Genomic DNA, 22,834 nt, shown 5'->3' with positions numbered 1-22,834 from the left:
AGCGAATGTTGAAGGAGACTGGCATTAGCGAAAGTGTGTTGTCTAGAGAGACTTAGCACCAAGTAAAGCCAGTTACCTTTTAAACATTAATTGGGCTGTATCCAAAGCTTGGAAAAGTTACACCAACCAATGGTATTGATTTCAACTCCTGCCACTCTGGAAGGGATAGTTAAGGTTAAATCTTCCGTCGCTAAAATCGATAAAATGTTTTGCTCTGCTAGTTCATGAAGCAAAGTATTGAGCAAGGCTTCTCTTTCCTCGGAGCAAGAAGCGTATCGAGTTAGGTTGAGTACTTCTTCCAAACGGCTGTGCTGGCGCCAAGTCATACATTGTTGCCAATAAGGGTAGAGTTTGAAAAAAGCGAACAAGCTGGTGCTCTGATCCCCCTCCAATCGAATCCCACCTAGGGTGATATCTTGATTCGAGATAGCTCGCCCATACTCAACTTGATGTGACTTATTTTGGTCAGAAGATGAAGGCAACGCTGCTTGAAGCTTCGCAGAAAACTGGCGGCTTTCATTATTGTCTTCGTAACTAAAACTGATCGGGAATGGCAAAGCTAAACTGCATTTTTCATCACGACTCATTAGGGTAGAAAAGCCTTGTTTGATTGAGTCAGTTTGCAGCTCTTTATGATTAATAAGTACATAGAAGTGGCCGATGTTTTGCGTGCTGACTTGGTAATTCTCCTCTCCTGATTCAAGAAAAAAGAAGTTCTCTGCGCATTTCTTATCCTGTTTCCACTCTTCATGGATCCAAATTTCAATGTGTTTTGTTAATGCAGTTTGTCCACAGTAATGTTCATTTCGGTTGAGTCTCAAAACCTTATCTGAATTGATATCGACAGAAAATGGGCCAGAACCAATTGGTTGGAACGCCAACTTTTCACTGTGAACAAAACGACTAGGAAGAATGGACGTTTCGGCCCGACTCAATAACGAAGGAAGTAATGGATCGGGTTCACTGAGATTGATTTCAACGCAGTAAGGTGTCACTGCAGAGATGGCATCAATGTGGTCATACAAACCACGCCAATAATGGGAGTTCACTAGTGCATTTAAGCTAGTTACCACGTCTTCAGCGGTCACATTCGTCTTGTCATGAAACATCGCACTGCAGCTTAAATGAAAGCGCCAGCAAGTGTGGGAGTGCGAACTAGACCAATGGTGTGCGAGATTGGGGTGAATGGCGCTTCCATCGTGGCTTACTAAGGTCTGAAATACCTCGTGGATTAAGTGGCGTTCAGTACGTCCCATCGCAAAGTGGGGATGAAGCCAATCCAGTTTACGATGAAAGGGTGCATAGATGGTGTTTTCGCTGTTGTGGGCGGTATGAGCCAAGTATCGTTTTAAGTTGGAGGCGACACTTCGGTCATGGAAACCAACAAGCTGGTGGGCGAGATCATATCGCTCTTGGCCAATTGCGTGGTCAACGGCCTGATAGCAAGCGGTGACCGGTTCTTGTAAGCAAACTAATTCACCTTTCTGACCGCGTCCTTTCATGGGAGTCCATGTCAGCCATTGATACTCGCCCATTTGTTTCAATAGCGTGCGAGCGTGACGATCACTGCAATGGAAAGCATCCGCAATCTCGCCAATGTGAATATGGGTTTTTCCGGGACCTACTTTCTTGAATAGATCCTCATACAATTCCAGCTTACGTTTATTCATTGTTTTTATCGTTGTTCTTTTTGAGCTTCCGGATGCGCACTGCCATTGTCTGACACGAGGGAGAGAGCCTCTTCGCTAAATTGGGTTGTATCAAAGACCTCGTCTAAACGTTGGATTCTCTCGGCAGGCGTTAAATAGAACATCTTAGCCAAGAGCCCACGCTTCATCTCGTAATTATGGCTGGTTTGAATAAAGTTTACGATATAACGGAATGCGCTCATTGTTTAGTACCTCTTTGCTTTGGGAACAAACAGGCTAAGTGACGAGATAAAAATAAAACCGGAACAGATTTTTAGTCTGTTCCGGTTTTATCGGATGGAGCACTCAAATTGTCTGTATGCGAAGGGAGTAGAGCGAGTGACTCTCACTAATAAATTGCACCTGACTCCTTGTTTTATCTTTGTTCGCTATCATGAATTCTTTCTAATGCTTCGATGCGACGCCACTGTTTTTCTTCAAAACTCTGTTCTCTTAGTCCGGCAATTTCTAATTTCTTTTCTTCCTCGCCGAGAAAATCGTTGTTCAAGATTTCCGCTCGCTTCTTTAAATAGTCATCGAGCGAGGTATTGAAAGCCGCTCGTTTATCATCCAGCGCTTGGAGGCGCTGAGCACCTTCTTCACCGACTAAATCAACACGAGTCAAATACCTCTCTTGTGCGTCCATTCCTGAGGCTTGAATAAGCTGCAAGACCAGTGCGTTATTGCGCTCACTTTGTTGAATGTACTCAGGTTGTGCTGCGAGGGTTTCTTCTAGCATTTGTTGATGAGTATTCGCATCTAACTTGGCTGCTTGAATAGCAAGCTTATCAATTGCTAGTTGGCGTAGCCTGTTTTCTTCATCGAACAGTTGGGCAATTTGCTCGCCAGTAAAAAAAGTTCTTTGCATCGCCAGGATCGCATCATCGAGCCGCTTTAATTCTTGTAATGATAATGACCCCCCTTCGAAAGGTTCCAGCTTAGAGAGTGCTTCTTTGTAAGCGAGATAAGTGTCGAACAACTCAGAACTGATGCCGAGGGCGTTTTTCTGCAACTCACCAGCATTCACAGTCGCTTTTATCGCTTCAAGGTCTTGCTCTCCCAAACTGCTTAAAGAGTACTCGAAGAAGTCTTTCTGAGAGGATAGGTCAACAGTGGTGTCTTGTTGTGATTTCGCCTTTATTAGGTGCGATGATTGAGGTTGGTACAGGTAAGCCGCTCCTACACTAACCAGTGATACAACGGACAATGTGATAAGAGCGACTTTTTTCATGATGGCTTCCTTATTATAAACCCTGTAGTTTCAGGCGATTAGCATGCTGGCGATATAACGTCACTGGGTCAGTCTCGAAGAGGTGGTGGATACCAAGCAGTCCGTTGATTTCATCCAGATGATTCATCTTGTAATCATCACGAATAACTTTGCCGAGGTGAGTGCTACATGCATCGACAAGACCGTCGTTGGGCCCATCAAATGCCAAGCCTAAAACCACCATTGCACCGTCAGTTGGGTCAAATAGGTTGGTAAAGTTCGAAGAGCCTGTCCATGAATAGTAATACACGCCATTCGATGCCAATAAGTCGCCGTCTCCACATGCACTGGTTGGAATACCTTCAGGATAATATTGGTTGAACTCAAGTGAGCCCTCAGTAGTGAGTGCGGCTAAAGAAGCAAGCGGATCTTGGTCAAGATCGGAACCACCAGACAGTAGGTTGATCAAGGTTACAAGTCCTTCTGCCAACTTTACTGCCACGCCTTCACTGATGGAGCCTTCTGGAACGGTATTTCTTACGATGTCCGCCACTTTGGAGCCTTTGTTTACACCACCAATGCTAGTAACGGATGCCACTAAATCGGGACGTATTGAAGCAACGTAGCGTGTTGTCGGTCCTCCATGGCTATGCCCAATCAAGTTCACTTTTTCCGCACCTGTTGCGGCAAGTAGCGTTTCAACTTGAGCAAGAAGCTGCTCTCCACGTGCCTCGCTGCTGTTGGTCGCAGATACTTGCGCGACATAAACCGTTGCACCATCTTTGGTCAGAGAGTGTGGGATGCCATAAAAGTAATCTACTCCGGCGAGAGTATCGAAGCCAAACAGTCCATGAACGAGGACAATGGGGTATTTGGTTTCTGTGTAACCACTGGCGTTGGCAGATGCAAAGGGTAAGGTGCTTAAAACGAAAAGCATTGTTGTTATGAATTTGAGTTTCAAAACTATCTCCTTGTGGTATGACCTCTTGTCAATTTTATAAATTAGAAGATAAGTTTTGAGGATGAGAAGTTCATTTGTAGCACATTTTCTTGTTCTGTGATTACTCAAAAGAAAATCAACAGATTCAATGAACATTAAACTGGTGAATATTAGAATGTTAGTTAATTCTAATTGAGACAATGGCTTAGTTGAGTGATGGCAGAGGGAAGAAAAATAGCCTCGAAGTGCGAGGCTATTTGATAGATATTCTGAATGCTTATAAAGACGCTTCTTTTTCTAGCACTAGCGCGTTGTATCGTGCGAAGCCTGCTTCTAGGTCAGTAATTAAGTCTTCGACATCCTCGAGTCCGATGTGAAGACGTACTAGCGTGCCCTCGAAGTTTGGATTTGCAACGGTACGTAAGCTGTTAAAGCTTTTCGGCTCGTTGGCTAAAATCAAACTCTCATAGCCACCCCATGAATAACCCATGCTGAAGTGTTTCATGCCATCCAACAATGCTGTAGTTGCTTTCGGGTACGAGCTTTTCAAGACGAACGAGAATAGGCCGTTACCACCTGTGAAGTCACGTTTAAAGAATTCATGTCCAGGGCAGCTCTCCAAAGCTGGGTGGCGAACGTGATCGACCTCGGGACGATTTTCCAGCCATTGCGCTACTTTTAGGCTGTTTTCTGCATGCTGACGTAGACGCACATCAAGAGTACGGATACCGCGCAGCCCTAGGTATGCATCGTCAGGAGAAACACATTGACCCATCAGGTAGCTTTGCTCACGTAATTGGTCCCAATATTTCCCAGAGGCAACTGCTGTACCCAACATCACATCAGAGTGACCAACAATGTACTTGGTTGCTGCTTGAATAGAGATATCGACGCCGTGGTCAAATGGGGAGAAGTTCACACCTGCGCCCCAAGTATTATCAAGCATAACGATGATTTCACGCTCATGGGCGATGCTTGCCATCGTCGGTACGTCCATCACTTCCATTGTGATTGAACCAGGAGACTCTAAGAAAAGGATTTTGGTATTCGGTTGAATAAGATCACGAATACCCTCACCAATCATAGGATCAAAGTAAGTCGTTTCGACGCCCATCTTCTTCATGATGGTGTCGCAGAAATCGCGGGTCGGTTCGTAACAGGTATCGACCATTAGGATGTGATCGCCCGTCTCAACAAAAGACAGGATCGCATTAGAAATCGCAGCTGTACCACACGGGTAAAGTGCGCAGCCCGCACCGCCTTCGACTTCAACCATGGCATCTTGAAAGGCAAAGTGCGTGTTTGTGCCGCGACGCCCGTAGAACAGAGTTTTGTTAGTGCGATTGATCATCGCTTGGTTTTTTTCTGCAACGGTATCAAACACGATGGTGGAAGCTCGCTGAACTGGTGGGTTAACCACACCGTTAGTCCACTTCTTGTCACGACCAGCGGTGACGAGTTTGGTCTTTTTGCCTTCTGACATAAAAATTCCCTGTCTAAATTACGATTTTCAATATTTAAAACATGGAGCAAGGGTGGTTTGCAAGGGAAAAATAGAAATGAAACGACTTGTCCGAGCATCACTCGAAAAACAGTGGTATGGGGCGTAAAAAATAAAACCGACAGCATGAATCTGTCGGTTTTATTGAGATTTAGCGGCTTTATCTTATTTATTACAGTAATGGGTTAAATAGATAGAAAACGCGCTCTAAAAAGCGAGAAAAGATACTGCGCTTTGCCCATTCATCTTTGTCGACCGTATGTGACTGTTGGACGTAAGCATCTTGTAGTGATGACATTTGTTTGGTGAACTCTTCATCATCTACCGCAAGCGTCACTTCAAAGTTCAGCCATAAACTGCGCATATCCATGTTTACCGTGCCAACCAAACAGAATTGCTCATCAATGACGACTGACTTAGTGTGCAGCAAGCCACCATAGAACTCATAGATTTTCACACCCGCTGCCATCAGCTCACTGTAGAAGGCACGTGATGCCCATTGCACCATCATGGAGTCGTTTTTATGGGGAATGATAAGCTCTACATCAATGCCTCGTTGTGCGGTCATCTTCAATGTTTCAAGTAGGTCAGAGCTTGGAACAAAGTAAGGTGTTGTGATCCTCACAGAGCGATTCGCTTGGTTGATTGCCAAGGTCAACACTTGGTAAATCAAGTACTCCGGCATACCCGGACCTGATGGTACGACTTGAATCGGGTGTTGAAACTCATCATTATCGACTCGGCATTCAGGGTGAGTCGGTAGCTGACGCTCGCCAGTTTCTACTTCCCAATCCCAACAGTGGATAGCACTCAATACGTTCACTGTCGGGCCAGTAATGCGCACCATGATGTCAATCCACTGACCGACACCGCTGCTTTGTTTAAAGAAAGCAGGATCGACCAAGTTCATTGAACCTGTGTAGGCGATCTCGTCATCAATGACGATGATCTTACGGTGCTGACGCAAATCAAGACGGCGAAGGAAAATACGCCACATCTTTACTTCTAATGCTTGCACCACATCGATGCCCGCATCTTTCATCATCTTGTACCAAGGACTGCGGAAGAAGCGCGGGCTACCAGCTGAGTCGAGCAGCAGCTTAACATCCACGCCACGCTTCGCAGCTTGAATCAATGCAGAAGCAACAGAGTCGGCTAAGCCGCCCGGATGCCAAATGTAGAACACCATGCGGATGCTGTGTTGTGCATTTTCGATGTCTTTAATGATGGAGTGAAGGATCTCATCCGGTGACTGTTGAAGCGAAAGCGTGTTGCCACTCAGAGCTGGAAGGCCCAAACGGTTGTTACACAATTCATCAATGCGGTAGATATGACGCCCCATTGCTTCTGGAACATGTGCGTTACAATCATTTAACTGGGTGAACCATTGTTGGAACGGTGTGAACATCACTTTGGCTCGTTCTGCACGTTTTCGGCCAAGGTTAAGCTCGCCAAATAAGAAATAACAGGCAACACCTAGCACTGGCAGGATGTAGATGATCATCAGCCATGCAAGGGAGACGCTAACAGCACGACGCTTTAAAACGACGCGAATAGTAACACCAGCAACGAGAAACCAGTAAAGCCCGATGCCAGCGAGGGTGATAAAGTGATAGAACTTGTCCATATACGCCAAAAGTAATAAGCCCAATATGGATATTAAGCGTAAATGCCGGAACGGGAAACTATTTTCATAACCCTAGGGCAGAACGATTTTGTAATGTGAAATGAATTTTATAACGGGGGTTTGTGTTACTGATGTGTGAAAAGTCGGACGAAACATTAACTTTTGCACAAAAAAGCAGCATTTAGCGTGAACAATAATACATTTGTGCGATAAATGTGCTGATCGGGGTTCCAATTTTAAATTGAAACTGCTTTACTGACCATACATAGAGCGTCACACAAACATCTTATAAAGTGTACATTAATATTTACACGAACATATTCTAGACGCCTATCTCTATGCAAACACAACAAAATACTTTGGAGAAAAAGCGTGGCTACAAATACAGCAGCACCACGTGATACGTGGGGGTCTAAACTAGGCTTCGTAATGGCAGCAGCGGGTTCCGCTGTCGGTTTAGGCAATATATGGAAATTCCCTTACACAGCGGGTGAGAGCGGCGGCGGTGCGTTCGTTGCAATCTACCTTTTGTTTGTTATTTTTATCGGCTTTAGCGTAATGCTTACTGAATTCGCTATTGGTCGTAAGACAGGTCTTTCAGCAGTAGGTGCTTTCAAATCGACTGATCGTCGTTGGACATTTACCGGTGTTATCGGCGTACTGAGTGGTCTACTTATCATGGGTTTCTACCCTGTAGTAGGTGGCTGGGCGCTAGCGTACATCTTCAAAGTAGGTGGTGGTCTACTAAGTACTCCTGAAGCAATTGGTGACAGCTTCGGCGGCTTCATTTCTGATCCAGTTCAACCGCTACTGTGGATGGGTGTTTACCTATTCCTTAACATCGTTATCGTAATGAAGGGTATTTCCGGCGGTATCGAAAAAGCGGGTAAAATCCTGATGCCTCTTCTATTCCTTATCCTGATCGTTGTATCGGTGAAAGGTCTGATGCTACCGGGTGCGATGGCAGGTCTTGAGTTCCTATTCATGCCAGACTTCTCGAAAGTCGACAGCAATGTTGTTCTAGCGGCGCTAGGCCAAGCATTCTTCTCACTATCTCTTGGTATGGGTTGTATGATGACGTACGGTTCTTACCTTAAGAAGAAAGAGAACCTAGTTCAGACTACAGGTATGGTTACTGCGATGGATACCGGTGTTGCTATCCTTGCAGGTGTTGCAATGTTCCCAGCAATGTTCGCATTCGGTATGGAACCAGCAGCAGGTCCAGGTCTAGTATTCGTTGTTGTACCTCAGCTGTTTGCTGAAATGGGTGGCGTAATTGGTCTTCTATTTGCTCTGATGTTCTTCATCGGTCTAACAGTAGCGGCACTGACGTCTTCAGTATCTCTATTGGAAGTTGTGGTTTCTTACCTAATCGATGAGAAAGGCCTGAAGCGTTCAACAGCAGTACTTTCTGCAAGTGTCGTAATGGCATCACTATGTGTGTTTGCATCACTATCGCTTGGCGGTGTTGGTCCAACACTATTCGGTACAGGTGCATTCGACATCTTCGACCTACTAACAGATAAGATCTTCCTAGCGGTTGGCGGTATGTTGGTATGTATCTTCGCAGGCTGGCGTCTAAACCGTGCTGACCTTGAGAAAGAGATCACTAACGACGGTAAAGTATCTTTCCCACTATTTGGTCTTTGGTACAACCTAGTGAAATACGTAATCCCAGTTGCTATCGCTATCGTAGCCTTCATGGGTATCAAGTCTGGTTTCGACAGCGGTAAGGGCGAAATCATGCTACTAGGTATCGGCATCATTGCTCTAGCGGGTATCTTCTCTAAGAAGCTATAAGCGAACAGCAATCAGCCAAATTCGAAAATTAAAAAGCGGGAGTCTTCATAGACTCCCGCTTTTTTATATTCATTATTTATAGGATTGATGGAATTAATATCAATAATGGGTATTAATTGTGAGATAGCTCGCAGGGTGAGGTGGATCACAAAAGTTTGTACTCAAGTTGCATAAGTTCGTTCCGATAAACCTTACAAAGCATGTGTAAATATGTGGATTAACTAAGTTAGAAATAAGAAATCAGAGTAAGGAAGGTTATTAGTGACAATGTCTGTTCGTAAAAAACTGTACGCGAGTTTTGGTGCCATTTTGGCAATCATGCTAGTGATGATCGGGATTATCATGCTAGAGGTATTAAACTCGCACGAAGTGGCTGACGAGGTGAGAACGGACGACGTTCCTGAAACAGTGCAGTATCTTATTTTGATCGATGAAGCTGGCGATGTTTATCGTGATGCGTTGGGCAGTATCGTTGGTGTTGCAAGGGCCCAAGCTGAGTATCAAGTTAATAAAAAGGAGTTTTCTGCCGCTATTGCCGAGGTTAAACGCCTAGAAACGGTGGGTGGTGAAGATTACCGTAACGTTGAAAAAGCTGAGCGTTACATGGGTAACTTTACCCGTGACTTTGAATCACAAGTTCTGACCAACCTAGGTTTGGAAAATGTTGAGGAGAACGTTGCTCGTCTTCGCTCACTTTATGATGCGAATCTAGCACCACTTGAGTCCATTCTGGATGCGGCATCACTCGATGGTCGCCAAAGCACCAGTGAGGCATTACTCGATCTTTCTGATTCGTTTAACAGTATTGAGCTGACGATTTCTGTGTTGGGTTCGATTGCTTTGATTGCAACAGGTGTGATTGCGTACTTGTTGTCGAACTCAATCACCAACCGTTTGAGTAAGTTAGATGAATTAGCACAGCGCGTTGCAGAAGGTGATTTAACCGTCGATCCGATTGAGGATAAATCGGGTGATGAGCTGGCTAACCTAGCGACGTCACTAAATAAGATGCAGGCGTCTTTGACCAGCCTTATTGGTTCGATTTCGCTTGTGTCGGAAGAGGTGAAATCTGTTACCGGTGAACTATCCGTTGTGAGCCAAGATATTGTGTCGGGTGCAAGCAGCCAATCTGATAAAGCAAACTTGATTGCGACTGCGGCAGAAGAGTTGAGCTTGACCATTTCTCAAGTTGCCGAGCAAGGTGCTGCGACGTTTGAAGAAGCACGCAAGTCGGAATCAACCGCTGAACAAGGTCGCACCGTGATTGTTGATATGGTGGAGAGCATTCAACAGGTATCACAGCAAATGTCGGATATGTCGGTGCAGATGAACAGCCTAGGTTCTCATGGCGAGAAAATTGGCGCGGTTATCAAAGTGATTGAAGACATTGCAGAGCAGACGAACTTGCTGGCATTGAACGCAGCGATTGAAGCGGCACGTGCAGGTGAGTTTGGTCGTGGCTTTGCTGTGGTTGCCGATGAAGTACGCGCTCTGGCTGAACGCACAACAAAGGCAACACAAGAAGTTGGTGAGATCATCCAAGCTATTCAAGTCGGTACTCAAGAGGCAGTAACTTACACCGAAGATGGCTGTCGTTTGGTTGAAATTGGCGTGAGTCAAAGCTCTGGTGCAGTGAACTCACTGGAAGAAATCGTTTCTGGTGCGGCGCACGTCCAAAGCATGGTCAATTCAATCGCGACGGCGGCTGAAGAGCAAACCGCAGTGACGAAAGAAATTGCTGCGGATATTACCTCGATCAGCGATATCTCAAACCGTTCATTACAATTGGCCAATGATAGCTCGCAAAGCGTAGAAGGTCTGAATCGTAAAGTTCAAGAACTGGAAGCGCTGGTGGGCAAGTTTAAGCTCGCCTAATTGCTTAGAATCGGTATACTTCTGGCTCCAAACGTGGAGCCAGTTTTTTTTATGTTCGACATTCTACACACCCATCCAGATTTTCTGATCATCAATAAACATCCCAACGTCTCAGTACACAAGGACGATGGAGATACCATGTTGCTGCAAGAAGTAGCAAAACAAAGTGGTGATGAGCAGTTGTATCTTATCCACCGCCTCGACAAAATGACGTCTGGAATTTTGCTTTTGGGTCGCAACGCAAAAGCAGCAAGTGCGTTGTCGCAAGCATTTGCAGATCGTGAAGTCGAGAAGTTCTATCTTGCGATTGGCTCGAAAAAGCCTAAGAAGAAGCAAGGGCTGGTAGTGGGTGACATGGAACGCTCTCGTCGTTCTTCATGGAAGCTGGTTAACAGCAAAACGAATCCTGCGATTACTCAATTCTTCTCCCTCGCAGCAGAGCCGGGAGAGCGCCTGTTTTTATGTAAGCCACACACTGGCAAAACGCACCAAATTCGCGTGGCATTGAAATCAGTCGGCTCGGGTATTGTTGGCGATCCTATTTATAACGCAGGCAATGAAGCTGACCGTGGCTACTTGCATGCATTTTCGTTGTGTTTCCCGTATCAAGATGAAACACATTGCTTTGTTTGCGATCCACGTGAACACAAAGCACTTGGCAGTAAATGGCACAATGAAACGGTATCCCAAGGTATCGACACTTGGCTCTCTCCGTGGGAACTAAACTGGCCTACGATCAAATAACCATCACAAAGAAAACGAATAAGAGAATTCGATGCAAGCATCACAACTTCCGCTGTTTTTTCAGCATCTAGAAGCCGAGCTAACACAAGCTCCCAACGAAATCCGCCGACTGTTTCACGGTCGTGGCCGCCGCTTCGAAGGTTTAGAGCAAATTACGTGTGATTGGTTACAAGGTCAGTTGATCATCAATCTATTTAAAGAACTGGATGAGTCGTTTCTGAGCGGATTAAAAGCAGGATTAAACACGCTTTCTGATTCTGCTCTGTGGGCAGAGAAACAAGGTCGCACTATCGTGATTCAGCACCGTTACGCTGACGGTGCGCCTTCTGAAATCCTATTGGGTGAGCTAGATGCTCGACCTGTGGTTGAAGAAAGTGGCTTGAAGTACCAGCTAGACATCGGTCGTAACCAGAACTTTGGTTTGTTCCTTGATATGCGCTACGGTCGTGATTGGGTTCGTGAAAACGCGAAGCACAAAAACGTACTTAACTTGTTTGCTTACACTTGTGGCTTCTCTGTGGCGGCTATTGCTGGTGGCGCAGATAAAGTGGTTAACGTGGATATGGCTAAAGCGTCGCTGTCTAAAGGTCGTGAGAACCATAAGCTGAATGGTCATAACATCAACCAAGTGAGCTTTATGGGGCACGATATCTTTAAGTCGTGGGGCAAGATTAAGAAGTCGGGTCAGTACGATATGATCATCATTGATCCGCCGTCATTTCAGAAAGGCAGCTTTGCATTAACCAAAGACTACAAAAAGATTCTACGCCGTTTGCCAGATTTGTTGGCAGAAGGTGGTCAGGTGTTAGCGTGTGTTAACTCTCCATCGGTGACCAGCGATTTCTTGATTGAAAGCATGAAGGAAGAAGCGCCACAGCTAACATTCCGTGAGCGTTTGGATAACCCACCAGAGTTTATGGATGTAGATAGCGAAGCCGCACTCAAGGTTTTACTGTTTAGCTGAGTTTAGATAAAGAAACTGCTGAGTTTTATAACACTTTTCCACAAACAAAAAGCGCCAGTACGGCGCTTTTTTAATGTTCATATCAACGGTTTTAACCAATCTGAATTTCAAGATCGGATTCAATCGTCGAAGAGCAGGCAAGTACATAGCCTTGCTCAATTTCTTCCGGTGTCAGTGTTTCAAGGCTGGTTGAAGATACGCTGCCTTTGCGGACCTTACACTTACAAGAACCACAAATGCCGCTCCGGCAAGCCACGATTAGTGGTAATGCAGCACCTTCCAACACATCAGCAAGGACTTGGCCTTTTTGCGCATCGATCGTTTGAGCAAAGTCTGGCAATGACACACTGGCCGTTTCATCTGATACTTCAGCTTCGTCGCTCACTGCTGGAGTAAAGCTTTCTTGGAAAAAGTTCGCCATATCAAAGCCAAGTTCACTTAGGTAGCTTTGGACATCAAGCATAAACTGATTTGGACCGCATAGATAAACCGTGCGCTGCTTAAAGTCTGGCACCAGTTCTTTTAACCACTCGGCATTCAAACGACCTTCTGGGTAAAGCGTTTCACCGCGGTTTTTCAGTAGCAATTTCAGTTTGAAATCTGAATAAACTGAATGGTAGGTCTCTAATAAATCAAAGTAGATGGTTTCAGGCTGAGAGCGAGCAATGTGTAGGAACTCAATATCAACTCCAGCGTCGTTGTCTAACCATTCTTTTGCCATCGCGAATACAGGCGTAATGCCACAGCCCGCACTAATGAGCAGGGCTTTCTTTCTGTCATTGACCACGATTGGTGGATGATCGATGCAGTTGAAATCACCAGTAGGTGGAAGAGCTTGAACCGTATCGCCAATGAGAAGCTTATCGATGATGTAGTTGGATACCTTACCGCCTTCGACGCGCTTGATCGTCAGTTGCAAGCAGTCGTCACCGGAAAGAGAGCTGAGTGAGTAAGCACGAAACTCCATCTTGCCATCGATTTCAACACCAAGGTTGATGAACTGACCCGCTTTAAACTCAAACAAGAGCGATTCTGACAGGTCTGCCAACTTGAGGCTCACTGCATCGGCAGTTTCATGGTATTTGTCTACACAGCGTAACGTGACAGGTTGACTGCCTTGCCATTCAAAAAACATAACAATCTCTTTGGTTATCGAGTACTCAATAGATAGAAGCGCCCCCAACTAAGGAGGCGCATGATAAGCGAGGCGATTACGCTGCTAGGATGGTTTTAAGATCGTCCTGAACATTGCCAATACTGCGCATGTCGAACTTCTCTTGGATAATCGCAATCAAGTTTGGCGTTAGGAATGCAGGCGCCGTTGGACCTGTGTAGATGCCTTTCACACCAAGAGCGAATAGCGTAAGCAGGATCACAATCGCTTTTTGCTCGAACCAAGACAGAACAAGCGTTAGAGGAAGCTCGTTGATGTCGCAATCGAACTCTTTCGCAAGTGCCAGTGCAAGCTGGATTGCTGAGTACGCATCGTTACATTGACCCACATCCAATAGGCGAGGGATGCCATTGATGTCGCCAAATGTGTTCTTGTTGAAACGGTATTTACCACAAGCCAGCGTTAGGATTAGCGTATCTTCTGGTGCTTCTGCAGTGAAGTCGGTGTAGTAGCTACGCTCTGCTTTGTCGCCATCACAACCACCTACTAGGAAGAAGTGTTTGATGTTGCCTTGCTTCACTTGATCGATAACCGCAGGTGCTGCGTTCATTAGTGCGTTGCGACCGAAGCCAACCGTGATGTGGTGTTCGATTTCGTCATGCTGGAAGCCTTCTTGCGCTAATGCACATTCAACCACTTGGCTAAAATCATCACCTTCTAGGTGAGCGACACCCGGCCAACCAACAATGCTACGAGTGAATAGACGGTCTGCGTATTGGCCAACGTTCGGGTTCAATAGACAGTTTGATGTCATCACAATCGCGCCAGGGAAATTAGCGAACTCTTTCTGTTGGTTTTGCCACGCACTGCCGTAGTTACCCACTAGGTGAGGGTATTTCTTCAGCTCTGGGTAGCCGTGTGCAGGCAGCATTTCACCATTAGTGTAAACGTTAATGCCTTTGCCTTCAGTCTGTTGCAGGATTTTCTCTAGGTCGTGAAGGTCATGACCAGAAACAAGAATACATTTGCCTTTCACTGGTTTCACGTTAACAGTGGTTGGCTCTGGGTGACCGAACGTTGCTGTCTCACCATGATCCAGCATTTCCATCACTTTGTAGTTCATAAGACCGATGCGCATTGAGCAATCTAGCAGTTCGCCTAGATCTTCAGGGTCAGTACCTAACCAAGCCATGATTTCGTGGTATTCCGCGAAGATGTCATTATTGGTTTGCTCAAGTACGCGTGCGTGTTCCATGTACGCAGCAGCACCTTTTAAGCCGTACAGGCAAAGTAGGCGTAGGCCGATAACGTCTTCGTGTACTTGGTCTTTACCACGGTTTACCGCCACTTGTGGAGCAAACGCTAGGATTTCTTCTGCGCTGTTTGGTAGCTCAAAGTTTGCAACGTTAGGTACGTTCAATACGACTTCGTCAGCAAGTGTTGCGGCAGACATGACTTGGTCTTTTAGCAGTGCTTTGTATGTCGCTGCTTGAGAAGTTAGCTCAAGGATACGTTTAGGATCGAAGTTTACGTTAGTCAACGTAGAGAAGAATGCTCTTGGAGCCCATTGGTTGATTTCATCATTGATGATGTTGAATTCAAGCGCGCGTGCTGCCCAAAAAGAAACCCCTTGCAGAGTGTAAACCAACACGTCTTGTAGATCGGATACCTCTGAAGTTTTGCCACACATACCTTGTGCGAAAGAACAGCCTTTTACAGCTGGGGTTTGGATTGTCTGTTCACATTGAATACAGAACATATTGGGTTCTCCAGTGATTGTAGTAATAGTCGTTTTGTTTTCTCCAATAGAGCAGAAAGCGTGCCAATTATTATCTTATTGATTTTAAATAACTTTGTTCTTGTTGGGGGACGTTGTTGATGTGATTGTGACAACGTGAATGATGTACAAATGACAACAAAAATACAGATGTGATGAGAAAAACAACGCGTGAGAAACGCTCGAACAATCGAAAGTGGAAGTACTTGTTAAACGGAAGAAAAGTTAGTGTGGCTTTGTGTAGGTAAGAGATTCCCGATTGCGCTCCTTCGTCGGTTCGCTCTGCTTCGGGCTAGTAGTCATTCCGGACGAGCCTAAGTGAGCCATCCGGAATCTATCTTTTTAAGACGTAAGTTTCTGTCCCTTCAAGAGAAGAGAGCGAAGTAGTGGCTTCTATTTGCTAATGCCGAGCTTTTTACCCATGCGATACAAGTTGCCTCGATCCATCTGTAAAAACTCTGCTGCTTTTGCCCAAACCCCACCGGTTTGGCTTAAAGCGTGTTCAATCAAGTCACGTTGATAACTCTCGACTAACTCACGCATTGGCTGACTCTCTTTTGGCAAGTAATGCGATGTGTTTTTTACATCATCCAATGCCAATGAAGTGTCAAAGTGATTGAGCATGATGGTGCTCGCGCCTTGTTGAATCGCATGTAACGCAGCTCGCGTTAAGGTGTGTTCAAGTTCTCGAACGTTACCGTACCAAGGCAGAGATTCTAGTTGAGTCAGTACCTTAGGGTGAACGTGAAGGTTTGGTGCGTTAAATTGCTGGCGTACTTTTTCTAACAAATATCCTGCAAGAACCGGAATGTCGCCATCACGCGCGCGCAATGGTGGCACTTTGATTGGGAATACGTTTAAACGATGGAACAGATCCGCACGGAATGTGCCATCTTCTACTTCTTTTTCTAACTGTCGGTTGGTGGCTGCGATGATTCGCACGTTAACCATCAAATGCTGATCGCTGCCCACACGTTGCAGCTCACCTTGTTGGATAACTCGCAACAGTTTTGCCTGCAAAATCAATGGCAATTCACCCACTTCATCTAAGAAGATTGTACCGCCATCAGCCAGTTCGAACTTACCTGCACGATGACTATTGGCTCCTGTAAAAGCGCCCTTTACGTGGCCAAACAGTTCGCTCTCCGCCAGACCTTCGGGTAGGGCAGCGCAGTTTACGTAAATCATCGGTTTATCGCTGCGATGAGATTGAGCATGAACTGAATGAGCAACAAGCTCTTTACCGGTCCCCGTTTCTCCCGTTACTAATACTGCGTAATCCGACTGAGCAACAGTCGCAATGTTGTTTCGTAATTGATTGATTTGTGGGCTTAGGCCGACCATGTCACCGTGTTGTGAGCGCGCCTGTTGGATCAGGGTTTGCGTGACGCTCTTTTGCTTCTGGTTCTGCGCTTTAAGGGCTTTTAATTGCGCAATGTTACGTAGTGTTGCCGCCGTTAGTGCCGCGAAGGTTTCGATAGCTACTGGGTCGATATGATCAAACGCGCCAACAGCAAGCGCATCCATGGTTAACGCGCCAACAAGTTGTCCTTCGACGTACAAGCTAAAGCCCATGCAGTCATGGACATCAATACACTGATCTTCCGTTAAAAGTGTTCCATCAAATGGATCGGGCAATGCACAATCAGCGTCGAAGCGAACCGGCTCACGACTATGAATGATGGCCTCTAAACGTGGGTGAGCTTTAGGAAAGTAGCGGCGACCGAGTACTGAACTCGATAGGCCTTTTACTGCAACGGGCGTTAGGAAGCCATCTTCATCAAAGATAAACAGACAACTCGCATCACAAGGGAACACTTGTGCCACTCCATCAATCAGGTTTTGGTATTGCTGCTCATGAGAGCGATTTGAGCTCAGGTTGAGTGCGATATTGAGAAGTACGTGATCGACAGTAGGAGTCATAACAGGCCCGGAGTTAGCTTGAATGGGCTCATGCTAGCAACTTGATGTCATTTGAACATCGAAAGGTGTGAGAGATTGATGTTCCATTGACGACGATCAAGTGAAGCTGCATTACTGCGATACAAACAAATGCAACTGGTTGAGTTTAACGGCTAAGCGTAAGGAATTTAGCCTACGGAAATAATGTTATCCGAAATTGATATTTTACTGTTGACCTAAAGTTAACTTGAGCTTTTATCCTCCGCACACCAAAACGTCATGAGGATAGGTTATGCATAATAATTACATTAAAGAATTAGCCATAAAGAGCTACCAAGAAGATATACAAAAAGAGTATTACCGAGCTAAGCAGCAGACTTGGCACTTACCGAGTTTTATGTTGGGAATTGTACTCTCACAGCTTATTTTCGGCTGGTTATTCTGATAGGAGAAATTTGGCCTCAACAGAATGGAAACTTTGAGGCCAAACCCCTGTTAGTTATCAGGGTAACAAATAGCGAGCAGTGGTGTTCTGAAGAACTAATTTTCAGAGAGCGTGTATGTTTGTCCTACTGCTCTACGTTGCTCAATGAAGATGATGAAAAATGCGATAGCGCTTGTCATAGCTAGCATCCAACTAGTGAGTACCATCATACTCTGAGTCGCAGGCAACATCGATAAACCGTAGGTGAAACCAAATGCTCCTATCATCTGTAATGCTCCATAAATCGCGCCAACTTGCCCTTTGTGTTTCGGAAACATATACAAGGCGGAAACGCCCGCGATAGCAAGTAAGAACGCAACTCCAAATGACATCACGCAGAACCCCAACAACATGAATGAATAGCTTTTCACCATAAGGCTGAATGTAGTCAGGGCACAGCCTGAAACTTGGATTACGCAGCCGAAGAAAAGCGTCAGATTCTCACTTAGGCGGTTCTTTAAGAACTGATTCCAAAATAATCGTGATACCACGCTACTGATCATTAACGTCATTGCACCTAATCCAAAATCTGCTACTGAGATGTCAAATTGGTTTTGAGCAACGAAGGAGCCCATCACTTGGAAAAGTAGAAGACAGCTCGTGCCGCTGATCATCATTGTGAGATAACACAAAAATGTTAGGTTTGAAGTGATAAAAGCATAGTCTTTTAGCATTTGTTTAGGTTTGATTGCGTCCGGGTTATGTTGACTGATTGTCTCGCGTTTAATTACTGCGATGACAAGCAATGTCACAACCGCTAGGCCGAGCAAAAAGATAAAGTTTGCTTCCCAGCTAAAATGTGTTGTGAGGTACCCACCTAGAATTGGAGTTAAGCCTGGTAAGCTCATAAAAATAATCCCATACCAGGCAAGTATCCCCATAAGTTCCGATTTTTCGAAAGCGTCTTGTAGTATTGTTCTACAAAGCAAGTAGAGTCCTCCTACGCCAAAACCTTGTACAACTCTACCAATCAGAAGAGACTCGATGCTTTGTGATAGGGCGCACAGCGCTGAGCCTGCCACAAAAATGACGGCTGAGAGTAAGGCGACGGGCTTCCTTCCATATCTTTCGGAAAAAGGTCCAGCGAGTAGTTGACTGCATGCTAGTGCAATAAAAAATACGCTCAAAGATTGTTGCACAAGTGCCTCTGAGGTGTGCAGAGCATTCTGTATCTCGGGGAGGCTTGGCACATACATGCTCGAGGCAAAAAAATAGCTGGACGCCATGATTAGGCTGATAAATATGATCTGGAGTTTGGACATTCGTTTAACCTCATGCCTTGTTAAAGGAGTAGTTAAACATGGTAGAGAGGTGCGTCGTTTAAAGCTTTTGGGTAGCTGACAGTTTGTTTACAAAACGCGCCATATCGACTGGTCACTGTACATATTTGACCGTTAATCAATATTTTGCTTTTGATGCTTGTTATAAGCAGTCGAAAAAGAAGAGAGACTTGAATACTCAAGCTCAAACGCAACAACCGTTGCGCTTATGCCTTTTTTCATCATTTGCTCCGCTCGCTCCATGACTACTTTATTTCGGATCTCTTTGAAAGAAGCTTTGAAGTGCGAAAGGAACAATCGGTTTAATGTTCGCACTGACGCACCAGTCTTTTGCGATAACTGCGAGATAGACATTTTAATGGTTGGTTTATCAGAGAGCGCTTCGATTATGATTAATAGGCGTCGGTCCATGCTACCCTGCGCGACGAAAGGGTGAGTTGTCGGTGCGCAACGAGAACACTGGTCGATAAGAACATCTATGTATTGGTCGGCTAACTTGGGATCTTGAGTCTTGTTTTTCCAAACACTGAACAACTGTGTGATGATTGGTGAAACGTCCAGCATACAGACTGCTTTTATATTTGGGGTTGAGTTGGAGGGTAGCTTAAGAAGAGAAACCTGCGAGCGCTTTAGAAACTCTGCTCGGTGCGGTGTATAGGCTGGAATATAGACTAATGAGCCCGGCATGGATAACAGACTATGCTTGTCCGTTGATACAATTTGACACCCTTGGTGCACGTAGGCGAGATGTGAATAACTATGAGTGTGAAAATCTCCTGGCGGCCGATGTGATTCATATTGTTTGAGAATCAGTCTTTTATCTTCCAAATTCACCTTCTTTTTGATGTCATTGTTTATCTATTTCGAGGCTCATAGTTCAATGAATAAAAAATTGGACTACGAGCCTATAGTTTACACGAGTTTGACTGAATCTTTTTTTACTGGCGCCAATCGTTTTTGTTTTCGCGCCAACATGCTTCTTAACGTGGGGAAGGTTACGACTTTAATGTTTGAAATCCAGAGTAAATGCGCGTAAACGTAGTAAACCAACACGCTGCACCAAAGATGTACGCAATCACGGCAAAGTGCTGAGGGAACAAACAGAACACCACGAAGCAACCGATGGTCTCTGTGCCTTCTGTCAGACCGCTCATGTAGTACAGAGATTTATGCTTGTAGACAGGGTTATCGATACCACGTTTACCCGCCATGATCGCAAATGCTAAGAAGCTGCTTCCTGTACCAATAAACGAGAAGATCAAGAATGCGCCCGCAACGGCGTTCTGTTCTGGATTTGCTAGTACAAAGCCGAATGGGATCAGAGAATAGAACAAGAAGTCTAGGCTTATATCAAGGAAGCCTCCGGCATCGGTGATGCCTTGAATTCTTGCCAACGCACCATCTAATCCATCACAAATTCGGTTGAGCAGAATAAACGCTAATGCAAGCGTGTATTGCTCTGCTACCAAGGCAGGAAGTGCAAAGCAGCCAAGGGCGAAACCAAACAGCGTGGTTTGGTTAGCCGTCACACCACATTTATCAATCAGTTTCGCACTCTGTGCCAATGGCCACTTAATGATTTTGATACTCAGGCTATCAAGCATGACTTGTCTCCCAAGGCCAGTTCAGGCAGCGACTGCCTTCTGGAATATCGTCTTCATCGTGAGTCACCATTAAGGCAGGAATATTGGCTTGTTGAAGTTGCTCCACGACCCAGTTACGAAACTGTACACGCAGATCTTTATCCAGCTTGCTGTATGGCTCATCGAGCAGGGCAACTTTCGGTTTTGCCAACAACATGCGAGTGAGGGCAATACGCGCGCGCTGGCCGCCTGAGATTTGATCAGGGAAAGACTCTGCAAGTTTAGTTAGCGAGATGTGCTTCAAAGCCTGCATCGCGCGCTCTTTACGCTCAGCCCCTTTGATTGAATTGGGTAGTGCGAACGCAAGGTTTTCCCACACGGTTAGGTGCGGAAAGAGCAAATCGTCTTGGAAAAGAATGCCGACTTGGCGCTTGTGCGCAGGTAAAGCATCCAGCTTTTCATTGTCGAGCGTGATTGAGCCTGAATAGTCGAACTCGGAAGACAGGTGACCAGCGATGGCATCCAACAAGGTGGATTTGCCACAGCCACTTGGGCCCATCAGGGTAACAATCTCACCTTTCTCTACCGTCATGTTGAAGGCAGAGAAAAGTGTGTCGCCATTGGTTTTACGGATGGCGAGGTTTTCGAGACAAAGACTCATTCGGTAGTAAACCTTTAATAGACAACCGGCGATACTTAACGTGTAAACGACTAAGTAGAATCGCAAAAGAGAAGAACATTAACGGCAAGAGAGCTTGCCAAATTGCGTAAATCGCGGTGACACGACGGTCGAAGCCACTTGAGAGGGCTACCGCTTCTGTTGTTATGGTGCTGATGCGACCAGCGCCCAGCACGAGTGTAGGTAGGTATTGCGCCAAGCTAACACTAATGCCCACCGCCCAAGCAAAAGCAATTGCTGGCAGAAGAATCGGCAGTTTGACTTTTAGCCAAGCCTGCATCGGTGATTTACCAAGGCTGAGAGCGACACGAGTTAAACCATTGTCGAAGCTGCGCCAAGGGCCATCCAAGGACAGATAAACAAATGGGAACGCAAAGAACACGTGAGCCCAGCATACCCAGAAGAAGTACGCGTTGCTGTCAAGATACAGCGTGACGACTTGCATACCAAACAACACAGATAGCTGGGGGATCAACATTGGCACGGCAATGATGTATCCCGGCACCTGCCAGCGGTAACGTAATCGGTATTCATGAGCAATCAGCGCCAGTACAAGGGCAATAGATGCACTGATCACCGCAATCAACATGCTTTGCTCGAGCGTGCCAAGAATACTTTGCCACTCGTATTCCCAAAAACGTAAGCTATAACGGCTCGGCAATAAGTCAGGGAATCGCCAACGTTGAGCGAAGCTCCACACCACCATAAGTGGCACCATTAACAGTGCGAGTAGTGCAATCATAGAGAACAAAGTTTTGCCCGGTAAGTGGAAGCCGCTGCGGCCGGAGTATTGCCAGCGTTTAAAGCCCTTAGTGATGGTCCATTCCACGAGGCGAGCAAAACCAATCAAGATGCTCGCAATGGCAAACAACATCACTGCACCTGCCGCCGCTCTCGGCAGCAGGGATAAGTCAGGATCGTTAAACCATTGCCATATCAACACAGCAAATGTCGGAGGGTTGGTTGGGCCAATAATGAGCGCCACATCAACAACGGATAAGCTGTAAGCTAGAACGGCCAACATAGGGAAACGCAGTTTCGCTAACCATTGTGGGAAAACGCATTTCCACCACGCTTGCGCGGAGCTGTAACCCATCGAATGGCTGACTTTTTCAATCTTCTCGACTTTTAATTGCTGAAGAATAGGGATGCTCATCAACAATAAAAACGGCACTTCTTTAATGGAAAGCATGATGATCAAACCCAGTGCGTATGGGTCTTTGATTAGCAGTGCTAAGTCATTCACTGTTTGGGCATTTGGATCGTAACCAAACATTTGGTTGAGTACGCGAACACCCATGCCAGTCGGCGCAAATAGGAAAGCAAAACCAATCGCAAACGCCACATGTGGCATGGCGAGAAGTGGAGAAAGGCTGACCTCAATCTTACGCCAGAATTTACTCCCCCAAGAAGCTTGCAGAATCGCAAACGTCATTAAGCAAGCAAGGTAACTGCTGAAAATGGCGGAATAGAAAGTCAGGCCAATGGAAGTCCATACGCCTTCCCAATCGAAGACGGCACTAAAGCCATCCAGCGAGAAGTGGTGAAGACCAATCGGAGGGACATAGCCGAGCGCAGAGACCACCACTCCGAGCAGGCCCGGAATGGTTGGTAATATACAAACTGCGATAATAACTAGATACAGCGCTCTTAACATGGGTGTGTA

Annotated in this window: 18 protein-coding genes; 4 read left to right on the top strand and 14 right to left on the bottom strand. The window is 45.7% G+C overall.

Translation table 11 applies throughout. From position 1 onward, the window contains the following. Window positions 1-86 precede the first annotated feature (86 nt). From KHO06_RS11495 to cls, 6 genes are all read right to left on the bottom strand, one after another. Window positions 87-1,670: an SgrR family transcriptional regulator gene (locus tag KHO06_RS11495; protein ID WP_212581616.1), complete on the bottom strand. Its 1,584-nt coding sequence runs from the start codon at window positions 1,668-1,670 to the stop codon at window positions 87-89. 5 nt (window positions 1,671-1,675) lie between these two features. Continuing rightward, window positions 1,676-1,891, bottom strand: a complete 216-nt coding sequence (locus KHO06_RS11490; RefSeq protein ID WP_005425706.1) for a hypothetical protein — start codon at window positions 1,889-1,891, stop codon at window positions 1,676-1,678. Between the two features lie 173 nt (window positions 1,892-2,064). Beyond that, entirely contained in the window at window positions 2,065-2,919 is an 855-nt protein-coding gene (locus tag KHO06_RS11485) for a lipase secretion chaperone (protein ID WP_212581615.1), read from the bottom strand. A 13-nt stretch (window positions 2,920-2,932) separates the two neighbouring features. Continuing rightward, window positions 2,933-3,835, bottom strand: a complete 903-nt coding sequence (locus KHO06_RS11480; protein ID WP_038889487.1) for a triacylglycerol lipase — start codon at window positions 3,833-3,835, stop codon at window positions 2,933-2,935. Window positions 3,836-4,115: 280 nt separating this feature from the next. Then, complete coding sequence (locus KHO06_RS11475) at window positions 4,116-5,321, bottom strand: cystathionine beta-lyase (protein WP_212581614.1); 1,206 nt, start codon at window positions 5,319-5,321, stop codon at window positions 4,116-4,118. Window positions 5,322-5,511: 190 nt separating this feature from the next. Next, the gene (gene cls, locus KHO06_RS11470) at window positions 5,512-6,966 is read right to left on the bottom strand and encodes a cardiolipin synthase (RefSeq protein WP_038889485.1); all 1,455 of its coding nucleotides are present in this window, start codon (window positions 6,964-6,966) and stop codon (window positions 5,512-5,514) included. Between the two features lie 372 nt (window positions 6,967-7,338). On the opposite strand from cls, the gene KHO06_RS11465 reads away from it, so the two are divergent. From KHO06_RS11465 to KHO06_RS11450, 4 genes are all read left to right on the top strand, one after another. Beyond that, window positions 7,339-8,766, top strand: a complete 1,428-nt coding sequence (locus tag KHO06_RS11465; protein WP_010646075.1) for a sodium-dependent transporter — start codon at window positions 7,339-7,341, stop codon at window positions 8,764-8,766. A gap of 261 nt (window positions 8,767-9,027) precedes the next feature. Then, on the top strand, window positions 9,028-10,641 hold the full coding sequence (locus tag KHO06_RS11460; RefSeq protein WP_212581613.1) for a methyl-accepting chemotaxis protein: 1,614 nt from the start codon (window positions 9,028-9,030) through the stop codon (window positions 10,639-10,641). A 51-nt stretch (window positions 10,642-10,692) separates the two neighbouring features. Beyond that, complete coding sequence (locus KHO06_RS11455; protein ID WP_032802679.1) at window positions 10,693-11,385, top strand: TIGR01621 family pseudouridine synthase; 693 nt, start codon at window positions 10,693-10,695, stop codon at window positions 11,383-11,385. A gap of 31 nt (window positions 11,386-11,416) precedes the next feature. Further along, a complete protein-coding gene (locus KHO06_RS11450) occupies window positions 11,417-12,349 on the top strand; it encodes a class I SAM-dependent methyltransferase (RefSeq protein WP_212581612.1) in 933 nt (310 codons plus the stop codon). Between the two features lie 91 nt (window positions 12,350-12,440). Here the strand turns inward: KHO06_RS11450 and KHO06_RS11445 are convergent, their stop codons facing one another. The 8 genes from KHO06_RS11445 to KHO06_RS11410 form a co-directional block, all read right to left on the bottom strand. Further along, a complete protein-coding gene (locus KHO06_RS11445; RefSeq protein WP_212581611.1) occupies window positions 12,441-13,484 on the bottom strand; it encodes a hybrid-cluster NAD(P)-dependent oxidoreductase in 1,044 nt (347 codons plus the stop codon). 76 nt (window positions 13,485-13,560) lie between these two features. Beyond that, window positions 13,561-15,222, bottom strand: coding sequence for a hydroxylamine reductase (gene hcp, locus KHO06_RS11440; protein ID WP_212581610.1), 1,662 nt, complete (start codon window positions 15,220-15,222; stop codon window positions 13,561-13,563). A gap of 411 nt (window positions 15,223-15,633) precedes the next feature. After that, a complete protein-coding gene (norR, locus tag KHO06_RS11435; RefSeq protein ID WP_045398097.1) occupies window positions 15,634-17,163 on the bottom strand; it encodes a nitric oxide reductase transcriptional regulator NorR in 1,530 nt (509 codons plus the stop codon). Window positions 17,164-17,682: 519 nt separating this feature from the next. Next, complete coding sequence (locus KHO06_RS11430; protein WP_212581609.1) at window positions 17,683-18,888, bottom strand: MFS transporter; 1,206 nt, start codon at window positions 18,886-18,888, stop codon at window positions 17,683-17,685. Between the two features lie 132 nt (window positions 18,889-19,020). Beyond that, window positions 19,021-19,470, bottom strand: a complete 450-nt coding sequence (locus KHO06_RS11425; protein ID WP_045378282.1) for an AraC family transcriptional regulator — start codon at window positions 19,468-19,470, stop codon at window positions 19,021-19,023. A gap of 431 nt (window positions 19,471-19,901) precedes the next feature. Beyond that, window positions 19,902-20,510: a CDP-alcohol phosphatidyltransferase family protein gene (locus KHO06_RS11420; RefSeq protein ID WP_212581608.1), complete on the bottom strand. Its 609-nt coding sequence runs from the start codon at window positions 20,508-20,510 to the stop codon at window positions 19,902-19,904. After that, window positions 20,503-21,150: an ATP-binding cassette domain-containing protein gene (locus tag KHO06_RS11415; RefSeq protein ID WP_005425724.1), complete on the bottom strand. Its 648-nt coding sequence runs from the start codon at window positions 21,148-21,150 to the stop codon at window positions 20,503-20,505. The genes KHO06_RS11420 and KHO06_RS11415 overlap by 8 nt, the downstream gene beginning before the upstream one ends. Next, window positions 21,116-22,825 carry an ABC transporter permease gene (locus KHO06_RS11410; RefSeq protein ID WP_212581607.1) on the bottom strand — a complete coding sequence of 570 codons (1,710 nt, stop codon included), beginning with the start codon at window positions 22,823-22,825 and terminating at the stop codon, window positions 21,116-21,118. Before KHO06_RS11410 ends, KHO06_RS11415 begins: the two co-directional genes overlap by 35 nt. Window positions 22,826-22,834 lie beyond the last annotated feature (9 nt).

The sequence above is a fragment of the Vibrio sp. B1FIG11 genome (genome assembly GCF_905175335.1).
GTDB classification, from domain to species: domain Bacteria; phylum Pseudomonadota; class Gammaproteobacteria; order Enterobacterales; family Vibrionaceae; genus Vibrio; species Vibrio campbellii.
This window is presented reverse-complemented; position numbering and strand designations above follow the sequence as displayed.

Coding starts and splice junctions, on each gene's coding strand:
- KHO06_RS11475 (WP_212581614.1), bottom strand. CDS start 5,321: ATGTCAGAAGGCAAAAAGACCAAACTCGTCACCGCTGGTCGTGACAAG.
- KHO06_RS11455 (WP_032802679.1), top strand. CDS start 10,693: ATGTTCGACATTCTACACACCCATCCAGATTTTCTGATCATCAATAAA.
- hcp (WP_212581610.1), bottom strand. CDS start 15,222: ATGTTCTGTATTCAATGTGAACAGACAATCCAAACCCCAGCTGTAAAA.
- KHO06_RS11430 (WP_212581609.1), bottom strand. CDS start 18,888: ATGTCCAAACTCCAGATCATATTTATCAGCCTAATCATGGCGTCCAGC.
- KHO06_RS11445 (WP_212581611.1), bottom strand. CDS start 13,484: ATGTTTTTTGAATGGCAAGGCAGTCAACCTGTCACGTTACGCTGTGTA.
- KHO06_RS11480 (WP_038889487.1), bottom strand. CDS start 3,835: ATGCTTTTCGTTTTAAGCACCTTACCCTTTGCATCTGCCAACGCCAGT.
- cls (WP_038889485.1), bottom strand. CDS start 6,966: ATGGACAAGTTCTATCACTTTATCACCCTCGCTGGCATCGGGCTTTAC.
- KHO06_RS11410 (WP_212581607.1), bottom strand. CDS start 22,825: ATGTTAAGAGCGCTGTATCTAGTTATTATCGCAGTTTGTATATTACCA.
- KHO06_RS11485 (WP_212581615.1), bottom strand. CDS start 2,919: ATGAAAAAAGTCGCTCTTATCACATTGTCCGTTGTATCACTGGTTAGT.
- KHO06_RS11425 (WP_045378282.1), bottom strand. CDS start 19,470: ATGCTGGACGTTTCACCAATCATCACACAGTTGTTCAGTGTTTGGAAA.
- KHO06_RS11495 (WP_212581616.1), bottom strand. CDS start 1,670: ATGAATAAACGTAAGCTGGAATTGTATGAGGATCTATTCAAGAAAGTA.
- KHO06_RS11420 (WP_212581608.1), bottom strand. CDS start 20,510: ATGCTTGATAGCCTGAGTATCAAAATCATTAAGTGGCCATTGGCACAG.
- KHO06_RS11450 (WP_212581612.1), top strand. CDS start 11,417: ATGCAAGCATCACAACTTCCGCTGTTTTTTCAGCATCTAGAAGCCGAG.
- KHO06_RS11490 (WP_005425706.1), bottom strand. CDS start 1,891: ATGAGCGCATTCCGTTATATCGTAAACTTTATTCAAACCAGCCATAAT.
- norR (WP_045398097.1), bottom strand. CDS start 17,163: ATGACTCCTACTGTCGATCACGTACTTCTCAATATCGCACTCAACCTG.
- KHO06_RS11415 (WP_005425724.1), bottom strand. CDS start 21,150: ATGAGTCTTTGTCTCGAAAACCTCGCCATCCGTAAAACCAATGGCGAC.